The following is a 14,656-nucleotide window of genomic DNA, read 5'->3' on the forward strand; positions in this document are numbered from 1 at the left end:
TGGGCAACGGTGACACCCAATCAGTGTAGCGCTACTTGAGCAACACCCGGCGCTTGGTCAGTTCGCCGTCCTCGCCACTGGGCCAATGCAGTTCCACCAGCACTTCAGTCTGCTGGCCGTCCAGCGACGGGCGCACGCTGAGCATGGCGAAGTTCTTCGAACCGGCCATGGCGTACCAGCGCTCGCAGACCATGTTGGCAATGCCCGGCATCTCGCCGCCGCCGCTGATGGCCAGCTTGAGCATGCCTGGCGCTGGTACGCGCGAGATGGCACTGGAGGTGACCTGGAACACCTTGGCCGCCGGGTATTGCTTGTGCAACAGGCGAAACACCGCCGCGCAGTGCACGTCGCCACTGAGAAACACCACCGGCCTGGCACTCTTGCCCAACGCCGCGTAGACCTGATCGAGCAGCACCTTGCGTTCGGCCTGGTTGCTCTTGTGGTCCCACTCATCCATGCAGTCATCCTTCAGCGAGCCGAAATCGGCGCCGTTGGTGACCACGTTCTTCCAGTGCATGACCGGCACCGGCGAGACGATGAACACCGCCTTGGCGCTTTGCACCACGGCACTGTTCAACCAGTCCTTGAAGCGCTTCATCTGTGCGCTGCCAAGAATCTTGTGCGGGTCCTTGGCCTCGACATCGTGGTGGCCACGCATGTCTAGCACGTAAAAGGCCGAGCCGCCTTGCTCGAAGGCGTAGTCCCAATGACAGTCGTCGGGCTTGTCGAGGTTGATCGAGGTAACCGGGTTGTGGCTGTGCTCATACTCGTAGTAGGCACGGCAGGCGGCACGCCACATCAGGTCGACGAGCATTTGATTGGTGGCGCCGTTGCTTGAGCTTTCGAACAACAGCGAGATACGCTTTTGCCGCTCCTTGTTGGTCAGCGAGCCCCAGCCGTCCATGATTTCGTGATCGTCCCAGATCATGTACTGGGGGAACTGCTCGTACACCTCGCGCAGGGTCGGGATGTTCCAGTACACCCGGTAGTACCAGCGGTAGATGTTCAGCAGGTACTTCTCGATGCCGGCCTTGTCGTAGCTGCTGCCTTGCTTGAACTGGGCCAGCAGCGCCTGCTTGTTGTCCTTGAGCCATTCCCAGATATCCAGGAAGCCGTTTTTCTTGTTGGTGTCGACATACATCTGGTCACCACCGCCGATGATGAATTGCGCGCGCTGGTCGACCAGTTGCTGGTGCAGCAGCGGCCAGGCGCCGGCACTGCCATCGGCGCTGATCGGGTCGTGGCAGCTGTAGAAGCCGAAGGTCAGGGTCTGCGGGTTGGCCGCCGGGGTAATCAGGCTTTTCGGGCTGTCGCCACCGATTTCGGTACGCCGGCGAATGATGTCGCGGTCGCTGATGTTGCTGATCAGGGCGTAGTAGTAGGTGCTTTGCGCCTTCAGGCCAGTCACCGCAAAGACACCGGTGAGGTCGCTGTCGAAGCTGAAGGTTTGCGCCTGGGTGAACACCGGCTTGATCTTGTACTTTTTCAGGAAATCGGCCACCGGCAGCTCATCGAGTCGCTGCAGGTCGCCGCTCAGCGGCGCAGTAGTGACCACCAGCACCCACTCGCCGGGCAGGTACACGCGAAACCACAGGCGCACGCTGGTGGGGGTGATCGCGCCGATGATCGCGGCGCTGGCGAGCTTGGCGTACTTGCTTTCGTTGGAGGTGGGGTCCAGGAGCTGGGACATGGTCGATTTCCCTATCAGTTCGCACGCCGAAAAGCCCTGCAGCGCACGCCGGGATCAACGCAGTGAACCCGGTGCGCTCCAGTGTCAGTAGCTAGCGCGACTCGCTCTTGAGCTTGGCGAAGCTTTTGCGCAGGTCACTGGCCCAACCGTCCAGCACCGGCTTGACGTTCTCCAGGGCCAGCTTGGAGGTGTCGTTTTCCAGGGCCTCGCCGGTGCCTTTGCGCACCACCTGGGCAATCACCTTGTTATTGCCGCCGTCGAGGAAGGCCGCCTCGGTGGCGATGTCGACTTCCTGGTCGCGGCCGCCGGCGGCGGTATTGACCGCAGCGGCCACCAGGGCGATGGGGATCACTTCGTAGGGTTTCAGGCCTTCGGTCTTGGTCGATACCGCGGTGATCGCCGGGCGCACCACCAGCACGCCGGGGCCCGGGCCCTGGGCCAAGGGCAATTCGGCGCCCAGTTCACGCTTGAGCGCGGTGTTGTAGTACTGGGTGATCTGGCTGAGGATTTGCGGCGAAATCGCCGCGGTAGGCTGGGGCTTGGGGTAGAACTGGCTGGGCTCGATAAACACCTGGGTAAAGCGCGCGGCCTTCACTTGTGGGTCGATCCAGCGCATCACCGGCTTGCCGGAGCTGCTTTCGGCGGGCTTGAGGCGGCTATAGTCCTTGAGAAACCCGGAGTACTGGCTGGGGTCGACCTGGCTGCTGGAGCAACCGGCAAGGACGATAAGGGCAGAGCAGAGCAGGGTGGAGCGCAAGGTGGGTTTCATCGACGTTCGTATCCTTGGCAATGACCGCACGGGACGGGGAATTGATCGCCTGAACAACGCTAGCAGCTCTTGGCCTGGCCGCCAGTTCATTGACCCCGGTCAAGCGCACCCGGGCCTGTCGGGCGCAGGGTGGACAATCACTACCGCCCCGTCGAGGACACCGCCATGGCCAAGATGAAAGCTGCGATTTTCGTTGAAAAGAACCGCATCGTGCTGGACGAAAAGCCGATCCCCGAAGTGGGCCCGCTGGATGCGCTGATCCGCATCACCACCACAACCTTGTGCGGCACCGACGTGCACATCCTGCGCGGTGAGTACCCGGTGGCCAAGGGCTTGACCATCGGCCACGAGCCGGTGGGGGTGATCGAAAAGCTCGGCTCCCAGGTGCAGGGTTTTGTCGAAGGCCAGCGGGTGATCGCCGGCGCCATCACCCCAAGCGGCCATAGCTTTGCCTGCCTGTGCGGCTGCGGCGCCCAGGACGGCCCGGATACCCGCCACGGCTTTCGTGCGGCGGGCGGCTGGAAATTCGGCAACAGCATCGACGGCAGCCAGGCCGAGTACCTGCTGGTGCCCGATGCCACCGCCAACCTCTGCGCCATTCCCGATCACCTGAGCGACGAGCAGGTGCTGATGTGCCCGGACATCATGTCTACCGGGTTTTCTGGCGCCGAGCGTGGCGAGGTGCAGATAGGCGACACGGTCGTGGTCTTTGCCCTCGGCCCGATTGGCCTGTGTGCCGTCGCCGGCGCGCGGCTCAAGGGCGCGACCACGATCATTGGCGTCGATACCGTCGCGGCGCGGATTGAAGTGGCGCACAAGCTCGGTGCAACCCATGTAGTGGATTTCAACCAGGGCGATGTGGTCCAGCAGATCATGCAGCTCACCGATGGCCGTGGGGTTGACGTCGCCATCGAGGCGCTGGGCACGCAATCGACCTTCGAATCAGCGTTGCGGGTGCTGCGCCCCGGCGGCACCTTGTCGAGCCTGGGCGTGTACTCAAGCGACTTGCGCTTGCCGCTGGACGCCTTTGCCGCAGGGCTTGGCGACTACCGCATCGTCAGCACCCTGTGCCCCGGCGGCAAGGAGCGCATGCGCCGGCTGATGGAAGTGGTAGGCAGCGGCCAGGTGGACCTCAAGCCGTTGGTGACCCATCACTTCAAGCTCGATGACATTGAGGCGGCGTATGAGTTGTTTGCCCATCAGCGGGATGGGGTGATGAAGGTGGCGATTACCCCTTGAGTGTGTCGAGCGCAAAGCGCTCGCAATGATTTTGACTATGCAATACTGGTCAATCCTTACCCACCCCTGGACCCCGCAATGGACCTGCCCCGCCGCTTGCGCAGCAAACAGCTGAAACTCCACGCCCCGGAACTGACCTTCGCTGCGCAACTGCAGGCGGTGCTCAACGCCAACTACGACTTTCACCGTGAGTTTCTGCCCTGGGCCCGTGACGACTGGACCCTGGAGCAGGCGCGTCAAAGCCTGCTCCAGGCCCGGCAGAACTGGGCGGCGCCCCAGGGTGAAAAACGCTACTACCTGTTCCTCGCCAGTGGTGAGCTGATCGGTTGCCTCGGTGTGCGCCCGGATGCCCAGGGCAAGGTCGGCCTGGGTTACTGGATCGCCGAGGCCCATGCCCGGCAGGGCTTGATGACCGAGGCGCTGGAAACCCTGCTACCACTGCTCGAAGGTTCGCTGTTGTGGCTGACCACGTCGCCGGCCAATGTTGCGTGCCAGCGCCTGGTGGAGGGATTGGGGTTCAAGCGGGTGGCGTCGGCGGCTGGGGCGAATGCGCGGTTGCGCTATGAGTTGAGGCGTTGATTCAAACTCGGTGCTCAATCGCGGGTCAAGCCCGCTCCCACAGGGATTGCATTGGTCCTGGCCACTGTGGGAGCGGCGGTGCGACGCCTCGACTTGACCCGCGATGAGGCCGCCAGCGTCAATCCTTGACCAACGCCCGCAACGCCGCCTTCGCCTCCGGCGTTTGCAACCGTTCGATAAACAGCAGGCCTTCACGTTGAACCGTCGCTTCCAGTTCCTGGCGGTGGGCATCCTTGAGCAGGCGCTTGCTGATGCGCAGTGCATCCTGGGGCAGGGCCTGTAGCCGTGCCGCCAGCTTGCGTGCCGCCGCCAGGCACTGTTCGCCATCTTCATGCAGCTCATTGGCCAGGCCCCATTCGACGGCCTGTTCGCCTGTGAGCAGTTCATTGCACAGCAACAAGCGCGCCGCCCGGGCATGGCCGAGCAGGCGTGGCAATAGCAGGCTGGAGCCAAACTCCGGGCACACCCCCAGCGGCACGAACGGCATGCGCAGTTTAGTGCACCGGCTGACCAGTACCTGGTCGCAGTGCAGCAGCAAGGTGGCGCCGATGCCGATGGCGGCGCCGGCAACCGCTGCGATCAGCGGCTTGTCCAGCGCCAGCACTACGCGCATCAGGCGAAACACCGGGCTGTCCATGTCGCCGGGCGGGTTGTCGAGGAAGTCCTTGAGGTCGTTGCCGGCGCTGAAGCACTGCGCGCCGCCGGTCAGGAGGATGACCTCGACCTGGGCGTCCTCCTGGGCCGCCAGCAATAGCTCGCCCAGCTGGCTGTACATGGCGTTGTTCAGCGCATTGAGCTTGTCCGGGCGGTTGAAGGTCAGGGTCAGCAGGCCCTGGTGCAGTTCGCGGGTGATCAGTTCGTTCATGGCGTGCCTGTGTTGTTGTAGGTATCAGAACGTCGGCGGGGTGATCACCCAGATCACCACCGCATCCACTTCGCCGGGGTTGCCGTAACGGTGCGGCTCCTGGCTGGAAAAACTGAAGCTGTCGCCTTCGCCGAGCTGAAAATAGCGCTCGCCAACCCACAGCTCGAAACTGCCGGACAGCAGGTAGCCGGCTTCTTCGCCGTCATGGCTGTAGCTTTGCTGGCTGTAGGTGCCCGGCGGGAAGCGCGAGTGGAGGATTTCCAGCTGGCGGTTGGGTTGCGGGGTCAGCAACTGGTCGACGATGCCGTCTTCGTAGTGCACGCTCAGGCGGCTGTGCTTGCGCACCACGTAGCCGTTGTCTTCCGGGGCAGTACTGGCTTCGCTGGCGAAAAACCACTGGATGGTCACGCCCAGGCTGCGGGCGATGTTGAACAGCGCCGGGATCGACGGGTAGGAGAGGTTGCGCTCCAGCTGGCTGATGTAGCCGGCGGTCAGCTCGCTCTGCTCGGCAAGCTCGGCCAGGGTCATGCCGCGGCGCTTGCGCAGGCCGCGGATACGGGTGCCGAGAAAATGCGCGGTGCTGGTGCCTTCCTGGCTGGCGGCGGGCGGCGTCTTGCTGCTGTTGCTCATGGCGTGCTCCGAACCGCACTGTCAAAGCCCCGGAGTATAAACAGGCTTACAGGCTCCAGGCGACCTTCAAACCGTCGTAGACGGCTTCTTCCACCGTGCGCGGGGCCAGGCAGTCGCCGATGCGTTTTACCTCGACCAGGCCGTGCAGTTCAGCGGCCAGGGTATCGACCGGCTGATGACCCTGGCACAGCACCAGGGTGTCGATGTCTTCGAAGATCATCGGCTCGCCGCTGGCGGTGTGTTGCAGGTACACGGTGGTGTCGTCGCAGCCGTACAGGCGCGCATAGGGGGTGATCGGGATACCCAGCTTGTGCAGTTCGCCGGCCATCTGGTCGCGCACGTACAGCGGCAGGCTTTCGCCGCAGTGGGTGCCATTGACCGCCAGTTGCACCTGGTGGCCTTCACGCACCAGGCGCTCGGCGATGCCCGGACCGATCCAGTCGCAGCGCCAGTCGACCACCAGCACCGAGCGCCCGGGCCGGGCCTCGCCACGCAGGACCTGCCAGGCATCGAGCACCTGCAGTTCGCCACCGCGCTCGAAGGCCGGCCAGTAGGGTTCGGCGCCGGTGGCGACGATCACCAGGTCTGGCTGTTCGCGCTCGACCAGGGCGCGATCCACCCGGGTATTACGCACCACCTTGACCCCGGCCAACTGCATCTCCCGTTGCAGGTTGGTGCTGGCGCCGCCGAATTCGGCCCGGCGCGGCAGCAATTGCGCGAGCAGCACCTGGCCGCCCAGCTGTGTGCTGGCTTCGTACAAAGTCACGTCGTGGCCGCGCGCTGCCGCCACTGCCGCCGCCTTCATGCCGGCCGGGCCGCCACCGGCGATCATGATGCGCTTGCGCACAACTGCCGGCTGCAGGCTGCCGAACTGCTGCTCACGCCCGGTTTCCGGATGCTGGATGCACGAGATCGGCAGGCCCTTGTGAAAGTGGCCGATGCAGGCCTGGTTGCAGGCGATGCAGGCGCGTACATCTTCAACGCGCTCAGTGCGGGTCTTGTTGGGCATTTGCGGGTCGCAGATCAGCGCGCGGGTCATGCCGCAGACATCGGCCTGGCCACGGGCGAGGATCAGTTCGGCTTCCTGGGGCTGGTTGATGCGCCCGGTGACGAACAGCGGAATGCTCAGTTGCGCCTTGAAGGTCCCGGCCTCGCGCGTCAGGTACGCCGCCTCGATAGCCATGGGCGGGACGATGTGCACGGCGCCGCCGAGCGAGGCCGAGGTGCCGGCGACGATATGCACGTAGTCCAGCTCTGCTTGAAGCAGCTTCACCGCCGCCAGCGACTCATCCTCGGTCAGGCCCTCGGCGTCGCGCTCATCGGCGCTGATGCGCAGGCCGATGATGAAGTCGTCTGCCGTCGCCGCCCGCACTGCGGCGATTACTTCACGGACAAAGCGCAGGCGTTGCTGCAGCTCACCGTTGTAGCCATCGCTGCGGCGGTTGACCCGTGGGTTGATGAACTGCGCCGGCAGGTAGCCGTGGCTGGCCACCACCTCAACGCCATCGATGCCGGCCTGCTGCAGGCGCCGGGCAGCAGCGGCATAGCCAGCAATGATCTCGTCGATCATGGCCTGGTCCAGCGCCCGTGGCATCACCCGAAAACGCTCGTTGGGCACCGCCGAGGCCGAGTAGGCCACGGCCAGCAAGCCGTCGCTGGACTCCATGATTTCCCGCCCGGGGTGGAAGATCTGCGACAGCACCACGGTGCCGTGGGCATGGCAGGTCTCGGCCAGTTGGCGGTAGCCGTCGATGCAGGCATCGTCGGTGGCCATCAGCACGTGCGAGGTGTAGCGCGCACTGTCGTGCACCCCGGCCACCTGCAGCACGATCAGGCCGACGCCGCCGGCGGCACGGGCCTGGTGGTAGGCAATCAGGCGCTCGTTGACCAGGTTGTCGGTGGGCATCGAGGTGTCGTGGCCGCTGGACATGATGCGGTTCTTCAGGCGTTTGCCACGGATGTGCAGCGGTTCGAACAGGTGCGCGAAGGTCGACATGCGGGTCAGGCTCCAGCGGGGTGTTGTTATTATTTTTCTATAGAAGTGTACCGCCAGTAAAAAATCAACTTGTTTTTTTACTGGCCTTTGACTAGTTTGCAAATCACCCCGGGTCCTGGGGCACACCTCACAACAACAAGAAAACGGGCCACGCATCACGTGGTACCGGCAAGAGGAAGCATTGATGAAATCGAACCTGCTCAAGCTCTCTCCCTGGTTGCTTGCCCTTGCAGTCGGCGGCGTCCAGGCAGCACCGGACATGGTCGTGGTCGCCTATGGCGGCGCCGGCCAGAAAGCCCAGGATGCGGCGATCTTCAAGCCTTTCAGTGCCCAGGACGGCAGCACGTTGATCCAGAGTGAATACAACGGCGAAATGGCCCGGATCAAGGTCATGGTCGATACCGGCAACGTCGATTGGGACCTGGTGCAGATCGAAGGCCCGGACCTGATGCGCGGCTGCGACGAGGGCATGTACGAGCGCCTCGACTGGACCCAGCTCGGGCGTGCCGAGCAACTGATACCCGACGCCGCCCAGGAGTGCGGCTCGGCGGTGCTGGTGTGGAGCGTGGCGATTGCCTACGACCGCAACAAGCTGGCCCAGGCGCCGGCCTCGTGGGCGGATTTCTGGGACGTCAAGAAAATCCCCGGCAAGCGCGGCCTGCGCAAGCGTGCGGTGTACAACCTGGAGTTCGCGCTGATGGCCGACGGGGTCAAGGTCGAGGACGTCTACAAGGTCCTGGCCACCCCCGAGGGTGTCGACCGCGCCTTCAACAAGCTCAGCGAGCTCAAGCCCTATATCCAGTGGTGGGAAGCCGGCGCGCAACCGGCGCAGTGGCTGAGCGCCGGCGACGTGGTCATGACCTCGACCTACAGCGGTCGGGTCGCCGTCGCCGCCCAGGAGGGCAGCCCGCTGGCCCTGGTGTGGCCGGGCAGCCTGTACGGCATGGACTACTGGGCAATCATCAAGGGCTCCAGGCATGTCGACCAGGCCAAGCGCCTGATCGCCTTCGCCAACCAGCCCGACACCCAGGTGCGCTACGTCAAGCAAATCCCCTACGGGCCGACCAACACCCAGGCTGCCGCCGAGCTTGATCCGAAGCTGGCGAGCTGGGTGCCGACGTCCAGGCAGAACCTTGAGGGCGCACTGTCGATGAACGTCGAGTTCTGGGTCGATCACGGCGATGAGCTGGAAGAGCGCTTCAACGCCTGGGCCAGTCGCTAACCCCTGTGGCTGGACATCGTACGGTGTCCAGCCCTATTGTCTGGCCAGTTTTTCGCCTGAGGACAACAATAATGACCGAGACCGAAATCCGCCTGCGCCAGGAACTGGCCGCCTGCTATCGATTGATCGCGCACTTTCGCATGACCGATCTGATCTTCACCCATATCTCGGTGCGCATTCCCGGCCCCGAGCATCATTTTCTGATCAACCCCTATGGTTTGATGTTCGATGAAATCAGCGCCTCCAACCTGGTCAAGATCGACCTGGCGGGCAGGGCGGTGGAGGCTTCGCCGTACCCGGTGAACCCGGCCGGTTTTGTCATTCACAGTGCCATCCACGGTGCCCGCGAAGACGCCCAGTGCGTGCTGCACACGCACACCAAGGCCGGCTGCGCGGTGGCGGCGCTCAAGTGCGGGTTGCTGGCGGTCAACCAGATTTCCATGGAATTCCACGGCAAGGTCGCCTACCACGACTACGAAGGCATCGCCCTGGACATGGCCGAACAAGCGCGCCTGGTCGATGACCTGGGTGACAAGGCGGTGCTGATTTTGCGCAACCATGGCTTGCTCAGTGTCGGGCGCAGTGTCAGCGAGGCGTTCCTGCGCATGTACTACCTGGAAAAAGCCTGCGAGATCCAGCTCACGGCGATGGCGGCCGGCGAGCTGGTGCTGCCATCGGAAGAAGTCTGTGCCCACACCGAACGCCAGTTCAACGAACCGGCGCGGCCGCTGAAGGAAGGTGAGCTGAGCGATCCGGACGGCATGCAACTGGCCTGGTCGGCGTTGCTGCGTCTGCTCGATCGGGTGGCGCCGGGCTATCGCGACTGATCAGCAGTTGTTGTACAGTCGTTCAATACGCAATCCTGTGGGAGCGGGCCTTGCCCCGCGATCTGCTGCGAAGCAGCAGTAAAACCTGTCGACACGGTGCAAACAGACACACCGCATTGGCCGCTTTTACGACCGCTTCGCGCTCGATCGCGGGGCAAGGCCCGCTCCCACCGGGTTCCTGCAACTCACTCTGTTCGAGAAACCCTATGTCTCAGGAAGCCCGTTACAGCCGTATGGTCCCGGAGTTGCGCAAGGCCAACCTGGTCGAAGCGACCCTGGTGTGCCTGAAACGCCACGGCTTCCAGGGCGCCTCGATCCGCAAGATCTCCGCCGAGGCCGGCGTCTCGGTGGGGTTGATCAGCCATCACTATTCGGGCAAGGACGAACTGGTCGCCGAGGCCTACATGGCGGTCACCGGCCGGGTCATGGGGCTGATCCGCGAAGCCATGGCCCAGGCCGCACCCAATGCCCGCGAACGGCTGTCGGCGTTCTTTCGCGCCTCGTTCTGCGCCGAATTGCTCGACCCGCAACTGCTCGATGCCTGGCTGGCGTTCTGGGGCGCGGTGAAAACCGCCGAGGCGATCAACCAGGTGCACGATCATTCCTACGGCGAGTACCGCAACGAACTGGGCCGGCTGCTGGCGGACCTGGCCACAGAGGAGGGCTGGCAGGCATTCAACGCCGACCTTGCGGCCATCAGCCTGAGTGCCTTGCTTGACGGCCTGTGGCTGGAATCGGGGCTCAACCCCGGGACCTTCACCCCCGAGCAGGGCGTGCAGATCTGCGAGGCCTGGGTCGATGGTTTGCAAGCCGGTGGGCGCCGGCGCTTCACCCTGATCGAGGGCTGTTGATCGGTCGTTCAGTAATGGGTACGCTGCTGTCGTGAGTCATACAACAATTTTTATAAGAGACAACACGCAATGACGCCTCGGGTACTGGTCGTCGATGACGATCCGCTGATTCGCGACTTGCTGCACGCCTACCTGTCCCAGGAAGGCTACGACGTGCACTGCGCCGCCACGGCGGAGCAGGCCGAGCATTTTCTTGGCGAGCAGGCCGTCGACCTGGTCATGCTCGACATCCGTCTGCCGGGCAAGGATGGCCTGACCCTGACCCGCGAACTGCGGGTGCGCTCGGAAGTCGGCATCATCCTCATCACTGGCCGCAACGACGACATCGACCGCATCGTTGGCCTGGAATGCGGCGCCGACGACTACGTGATCAAACCGCTGAACCCGCGCGAGCTGGTGTCGCGGGCCAAGAACCTGGTGCGCCGGGTGCGCCATGCCCAGGCCGGCAAGCCGCCCAGTGGCGCCAATCATCCGCTCAAGCAGTTTGCCGACTGGGCCCTGGACACCGACCGCCGGCGCCTGATCGACCCCCAGGGCGGCGAAACCCTGCTGACCCATGGCGAGTTCCAGCTGCTCAGCGTGTTCCTGCGCAACAGCGGCCATACCCTCAGCCGCGACCAGTTGATGGACCAGATCCGCAACCGCGAATGGGTGCCCAACGACCGCTCCATCGATGTGCTGGTCGGCCGCTTGCGGCGCAAGCTGCACGATGACCCGGCCGAACCGCAGTTGATCATCACCATTCACGGCGCCGGTTACCTGTTTACCGCCAGCGTGGCGGCCTGAGCGCATGTGGCGGTGGTTATGGCTGGCCCTGCTGGTGCTCGGCGCCCAGGCCCAGGGCGCCGAGCGCATCCGCTATTGCGACTACCCGGTGTACCCGCCGGTCTCCTGGAGTGACGGCAAGCAGGTGCGCGGCCTGGCGCCGACCGTGGTACGCCAGTTGTTCGCGCGCCTGGGCTATGAGGTGGAGATCGTCGTGCTCGGCAACTGGAAGCGCTGCCTGCTCGATGCCGCCGAAGGCCGGGTCGACGTGGTGTTGGCCTACAACAGCGACCAGCGCGACCAGGGCATGCGTTTTTCCACGGTGCCAGTGCTGCGCGAAGAGGTGGCGGTGTTTTTCAACCGCCAGCGGCCGGTGAAATTCGAGCGCCTTGAAGACCTTGCCAGCTACCGCGGCGGGCTGTTGTTCGGCGAAAGCTACGGCCCTGACTTCGACCGCTTCGTCGCCCGCCACCAGAACATCGAGTGGGTCTCCGACAGCCAGCAGAATTTCGGCAAGCTGATTCGCGGGCGCATCGATTTCGTCATCCAGGAGCGGCGCACCGGCCAATTGTTTGTCGAACACCTGCCTGGCGCCCAGGACATCCAGGCCTTGCCCACCGCGCTGAGCGTCGACTACCTGCGGGTGGCGGTGTCGCGTCATTCACCCTTGAGCCAGCACATGGCGCAAATCGACGAGCAGTTGCAGCGCATGACCGACAACGGTGAGATCCAGCGCTGGCTGGAACAAAGCGAAGTCACCTACCGCGACATGGTCAACCTGCCGGCGGACGCCCGTTGATGCGCCTGCAACCCGGTGGCCTGCTGCGGCGCCTGCTGCTGTTCATCCTGTTGTTCAGCCTGTGCTTTACCGTGCTGGCCAGCACCGTGCAGTTGTATTTCGAGTACCGCCGCGAGATGCGCGACATCGATTCGCGCATGGCGCTGATTCGTGCCGGCTACCTGGCAAGCCTTGAGCGCAGCCTCTGGGACCTCAACCAGGAGCAACTGAACGTGCAATTGCGCGGCCTGGTGGACTTCTCCGATGTGGCGCGGGTGCGCCTGAGCAGCGCCGATTTCGACTTGCTGCAGGGCGAGGCCGCGCCGCAAGGGCCGCTGCGCATCGAGCGTTTCGCCCTCGACTACCAGCCGCCGTCAGGGCCGCCACGCCATTTGGGCGAGCTGGAAGTCAGCATCGACCTGGGCGCGGTGCACCGACGCCTGTTCGCCACCGGGCTGACCAGCCTGTTGTGGATGAGCGTGTTCCTCTGCGGCCTGGCCGTGGCCCTGTCGGGGTTGTTCTACCGCCTGGTCACCCGCCACCTGCAGGTGATGGCCGAGTTTGCCCGCCGTATAGGCGCCGGCGATTTGCAGGAGCCGCTGCGCCTGGACAAGCGCCGCTCCAGCCGCGAAGACGAAATCGATACCGTGGCCCACGCCCTGGACGACATGCGGCGCAATATTCTCAGCGATATCGATCGCCGTGAAATCGACCGCCTGGCCCTGCAGGACAAACGCGACGAACTGCAGAAGATGGTCGAGCGCCGCACCGCCAGCCTGATGCATGCCAAGGAGGAGGCCGAGGCGGCGAACCTGGCCAAGTCGCGCTTCCTGGCAACCATGAGCCATGAACTGCGCACCCCGCTCAACGGCATCCTCGGCATGGCCGAACTGCTGCGCGAAGCGCACCTCGACGCCCGTGACCGCAAGCGCCTGGATGCCCTGTACAAAGCCGGCGAAGGTTTGCTGACCATCCTTAACGAAGTGCTGTATTTCGCCCGCCTGGAAGAGGGCGAAAGCCACCCGGAGCCGGTGGACTTCTCCCTGCGCCAATTATGCGACGAGGTCATGACCCTGCTCGAGCCGCGAGCGCTGAACAACGATACGGTGCTGCGCTGTCGCATCGATAGCCAGTTGGCGCCTCGCCAGCACGGCGCCGAGCAGTTTTTGCGTCAGGTGCTTAGCAACTTGCTGGCCAACGCCATCAAGTTCACCGAGGCCGGCGAGGTGAGTGTCGATGTCCAGGTGCTGGACCAGGCGCAAGGCCGCCAACAGTTGCGGGTCAGCGTGCGCGACAACGGCATCGGCATCGCTGCGCCGGTGCAGGGGCGGATTTTCGATCGCTTCGTCCAGGCCAGCGACGCCGTGGCCCGGCGTTACGGCGGCACCGGCCTGGGCCTGGCGATCTGCAAGCACCTGGTCGAGCTGCTCGGTGGGCGCATCGGTCTTGAAAGCGTTGAGGGCCAGGGCAGTTGTTTCTGGTTCGAGCTGCAGCTGCAAGCGGCTGCCGCCGAGGCCCCGGCGCTGCTGCCGGCAGCAGCGGTGCAGGCCCTGGATATTCTTGTGGTCGAAGACGTCGAGCTCAACCGCGAGGTGGTGCGCGGCCTGCTGCAGCGTGACGGCCACCGCTTGTGGATGGCCGAAGACGGTGAACAGGCGCTGGAGCTCTGCGCCCAGCGGCGCTTCGAACTGATCCTGCTCGATGTGCACCTGCCGGGTATCAGTGGCGTCGAGCTGTGCCGGCAGATCCGCCGCATTCCCGGGCCGAACCGCGCTTGCCGGATCCTGGCGCTGACCGCCAGCGTGCAACCGGCGCTGGTGCGCGGATTTCTTGCGGCGGGCATGCAGGGCATCCTCGCCAAGCCGCTGAAGCTCGACAGCCTGCGCCAGGCGCTGGCGCAACAGGGGGTGGTGGTCGAGGCGGCGACGGCCGGGCAGGGCATGGACTGGGCGCTGCTCGATACCCATCGCAGCCTGCTCGGCGAACAGAAAGTCCAGGGTTTGCTGACGGTGCTGCGCGATGCCCTCGAACAGCACCAAGGCGCGCTGGCCGAGGCGCTCAAGGCCGGTGACTGCACCGAGGTCGCACACCTGGCCCATCGCCTCGCCGGCAGCAGCGACTCCCTGGGTTTTAGCGGCCTGGCGACGGTACTGCGCGAGCTCGAGGCAGCAGCGCTGGGCAAGCACCAGGCGGCCCTGAAAGCATTGCAAGCACCCTTGACCGAGCAGTTGCGCCTGGCCGCACAGACCCTCAAACAGTTGATCCAGAGCTGACGTACAAAAACCTTACGACTTTTTACATCTTCGATCTTCAGGTACAACGCCAGCTTACATCGCTTTCCAATAATCGACGGCAACCGCTGCACGCGGTCTTCGAAGCTTATTGGAGATAATAATAATGAACTGCCGTAAAGCTCAGCCGTCCCCGCACCATCGCCTGTCCCTC

The 14,656-nt window shown here is 64.2% G+C and carries 13 protein-coding genes; 8 read left to right on the top strand and 5 right to left on the bottom strand.

The window, feature by feature from the left end; translation table 11 throughout:
* Positions 1–31: 31 nt before the first annotated feature.
* Together LOY22_RS12365 and LOY22_RS12370 are read right to left on the bottom strand one after the other, a co-directional pair.
* Entirely contained in the window at positions 32–1,690 is a 1,659-nt protein-coding gene (locus LOY22_RS12365) for an alkaline phosphatase D family protein (RefSeq protein WP_258597636.1), read from the bottom strand.
* A gap of 91 nt (positions 1,691–1,781) precedes the next feature.
* Complete coding sequence (locus LOY22_RS12370; RefSeq protein ID WP_093383260.1) at positions 1,782–2,459, bottom strand: DUF3313 domain-containing protein; 678 nt, start codon at positions 2,457–2,459, stop codon at positions 1,782–1,784.
* Positions 2,460–2,624: 165 nt separating this feature from the next.
* Here LOY22_RS12370 and LOY22_RS12375 point away from each other — a divergent pair, with 165 nt between their 5' ends.
* Entirely contained in the window at positions 2,625–3,698 is a 1,074-nt protein-coding gene (locus LOY22_RS12375) for an NAD(P)-dependent alcohol dehydrogenase (protein WP_045198787.1), read from the top strand.
* A 78-nt stretch (positions 3,699–3,776) separates the two neighbouring features.
* Positions 3,777–4,277 carry a GNAT family N-acetyltransferase gene (locus tag LOY22_RS12380; RefSeq protein ID WP_213601383.1) on the top strand — a complete coding sequence of 167 codons (501 nt, stop codon included), beginning with the start codon at positions 3,777–3,779 and terminating at the stop codon, positions 4,275–4,277.
* Between the two features lie 118 nt (positions 4,278–4,395).
* On the opposite strand, the gene LOY22_RS12385 is transcribed toward LOY22_RS12380, so the two are convergent.
* From LOY22_RS12385 to LOY22_RS12395, 3 genes are read right to left on the bottom strand one after another with little or no spacing between them, the layout of a single operon-like run.
* Positions 4,396–5,142, bottom strand: a complete 747-nt coding sequence (locus LOY22_RS12385; protein ID WP_258597637.1) for an enoyl-CoA hydratase-related protein — start codon at positions 5,140–5,142, stop codon at positions 4,396–4,398.
* Between the two features lie 24 nt (positions 5,143–5,166).
* On the bottom strand, positions 5,167–5,772 hold the full coding sequence (locus tag LOY22_RS12390; protein ID WP_045198793.1) for a helix-turn-helix domain-containing protein: 606 nt from the start codon (positions 5,770–5,772) through the stop codon (positions 5,167–5,169).
* Between the two features lie 46 nt (positions 5,773–5,818).
* A complete protein-coding gene (locus tag LOY22_RS12395) occupies positions 5,819–7,768 on the bottom strand; it encodes an FAD-dependent oxidoreductase (protein ID WP_258597639.1) in 1,950 nt (649 codons plus the stop codon).
* Positions 7,769–7,952: 184 nt separating this feature from the next.
* On the opposite strand from LOY22_RS12395, the gene LOY22_RS12400 reads away from it, so the two are divergent.
* The 6 genes from LOY22_RS12400 (at position 7,953) to LOY22_RS12425 (ending at position 14,484) form a co-directional block, all read left to right on the top strand.
* Positions 7,953–8,990: an ABC transporter substrate-binding protein gene (locus LOY22_RS12400; RefSeq protein WP_258597641.1), complete on the top strand. Its 1,038-nt coding sequence runs from the start codon at positions 7,953–7,955 to the stop codon at positions 8,988–8,990.
* A gap of 71 nt (positions 8,991–9,061) precedes the next feature.
* Positions 9,062–9,817 carry a class II aldolase/adducin family protein gene (locus LOY22_RS12405; RefSeq protein ID WP_258597642.1) on the top strand — a complete coding sequence of 252 codons (756 nt, stop codon included), beginning with the start codon at positions 9,062–9,064 and terminating at the stop codon, positions 9,815–9,817.
* 206 nt (positions 9,818–10,023) lie between these two features.
* Positions 10,024–10,668, top strand: a complete 645-nt coding sequence (locus tag LOY22_RS12410) for a TetR family transcriptional regulator C-terminal domain-containing protein (protein ID WP_093383240.1) — start codon at positions 10,024–10,026, stop codon at positions 10,666–10,668.
* Between the two features lie 69 nt (positions 10,669–10,737).
* Entirely contained in the window at positions 10,738–11,454 is a 717-nt protein-coding gene (locus LOY22_RS12415) for a response regulator (RefSeq protein ID WP_045198803.1), read from the top strand.
* A gap of 4 nt (positions 11,455–11,458) precedes the next feature.
* Positions 11,459–12,232 carry an ABC transporter substrate-binding protein gene (locus LOY22_RS12420; protein WP_258597643.1) on the top strand — a complete coding sequence of 258 codons (774 nt, stop codon included), beginning with the start codon at positions 11,459–11,461 and terminating at the stop codon, positions 12,230–12,232.
* Positions 12,229–14,484: an ATP-binding protein gene (locus LOY22_RS12425; protein ID WP_258597644.1), complete on the top strand. Its 2,256-nt coding sequence runs from the start codon at positions 12,229–12,231 to the stop codon at positions 14,482–14,484. Before LOY22_RS12420 ends, LOY22_RS12425 begins: the two co-directional genes overlap by 4 nt.
* The last annotated feature ends 172 nt before the right edge of the window (positions 14,485–14,656 follow it).

The sequence above is a fragment of the Pseudomonas sp. B21-035 genome (assembly GCF_024748945.1).
In the GTDB taxonomy this organism is placed as follows: Bacteria; Pseudomonadota; Gammaproteobacteria; order Pseudomonadales; family Pseudomonadaceae; genus Aquipseudomonas.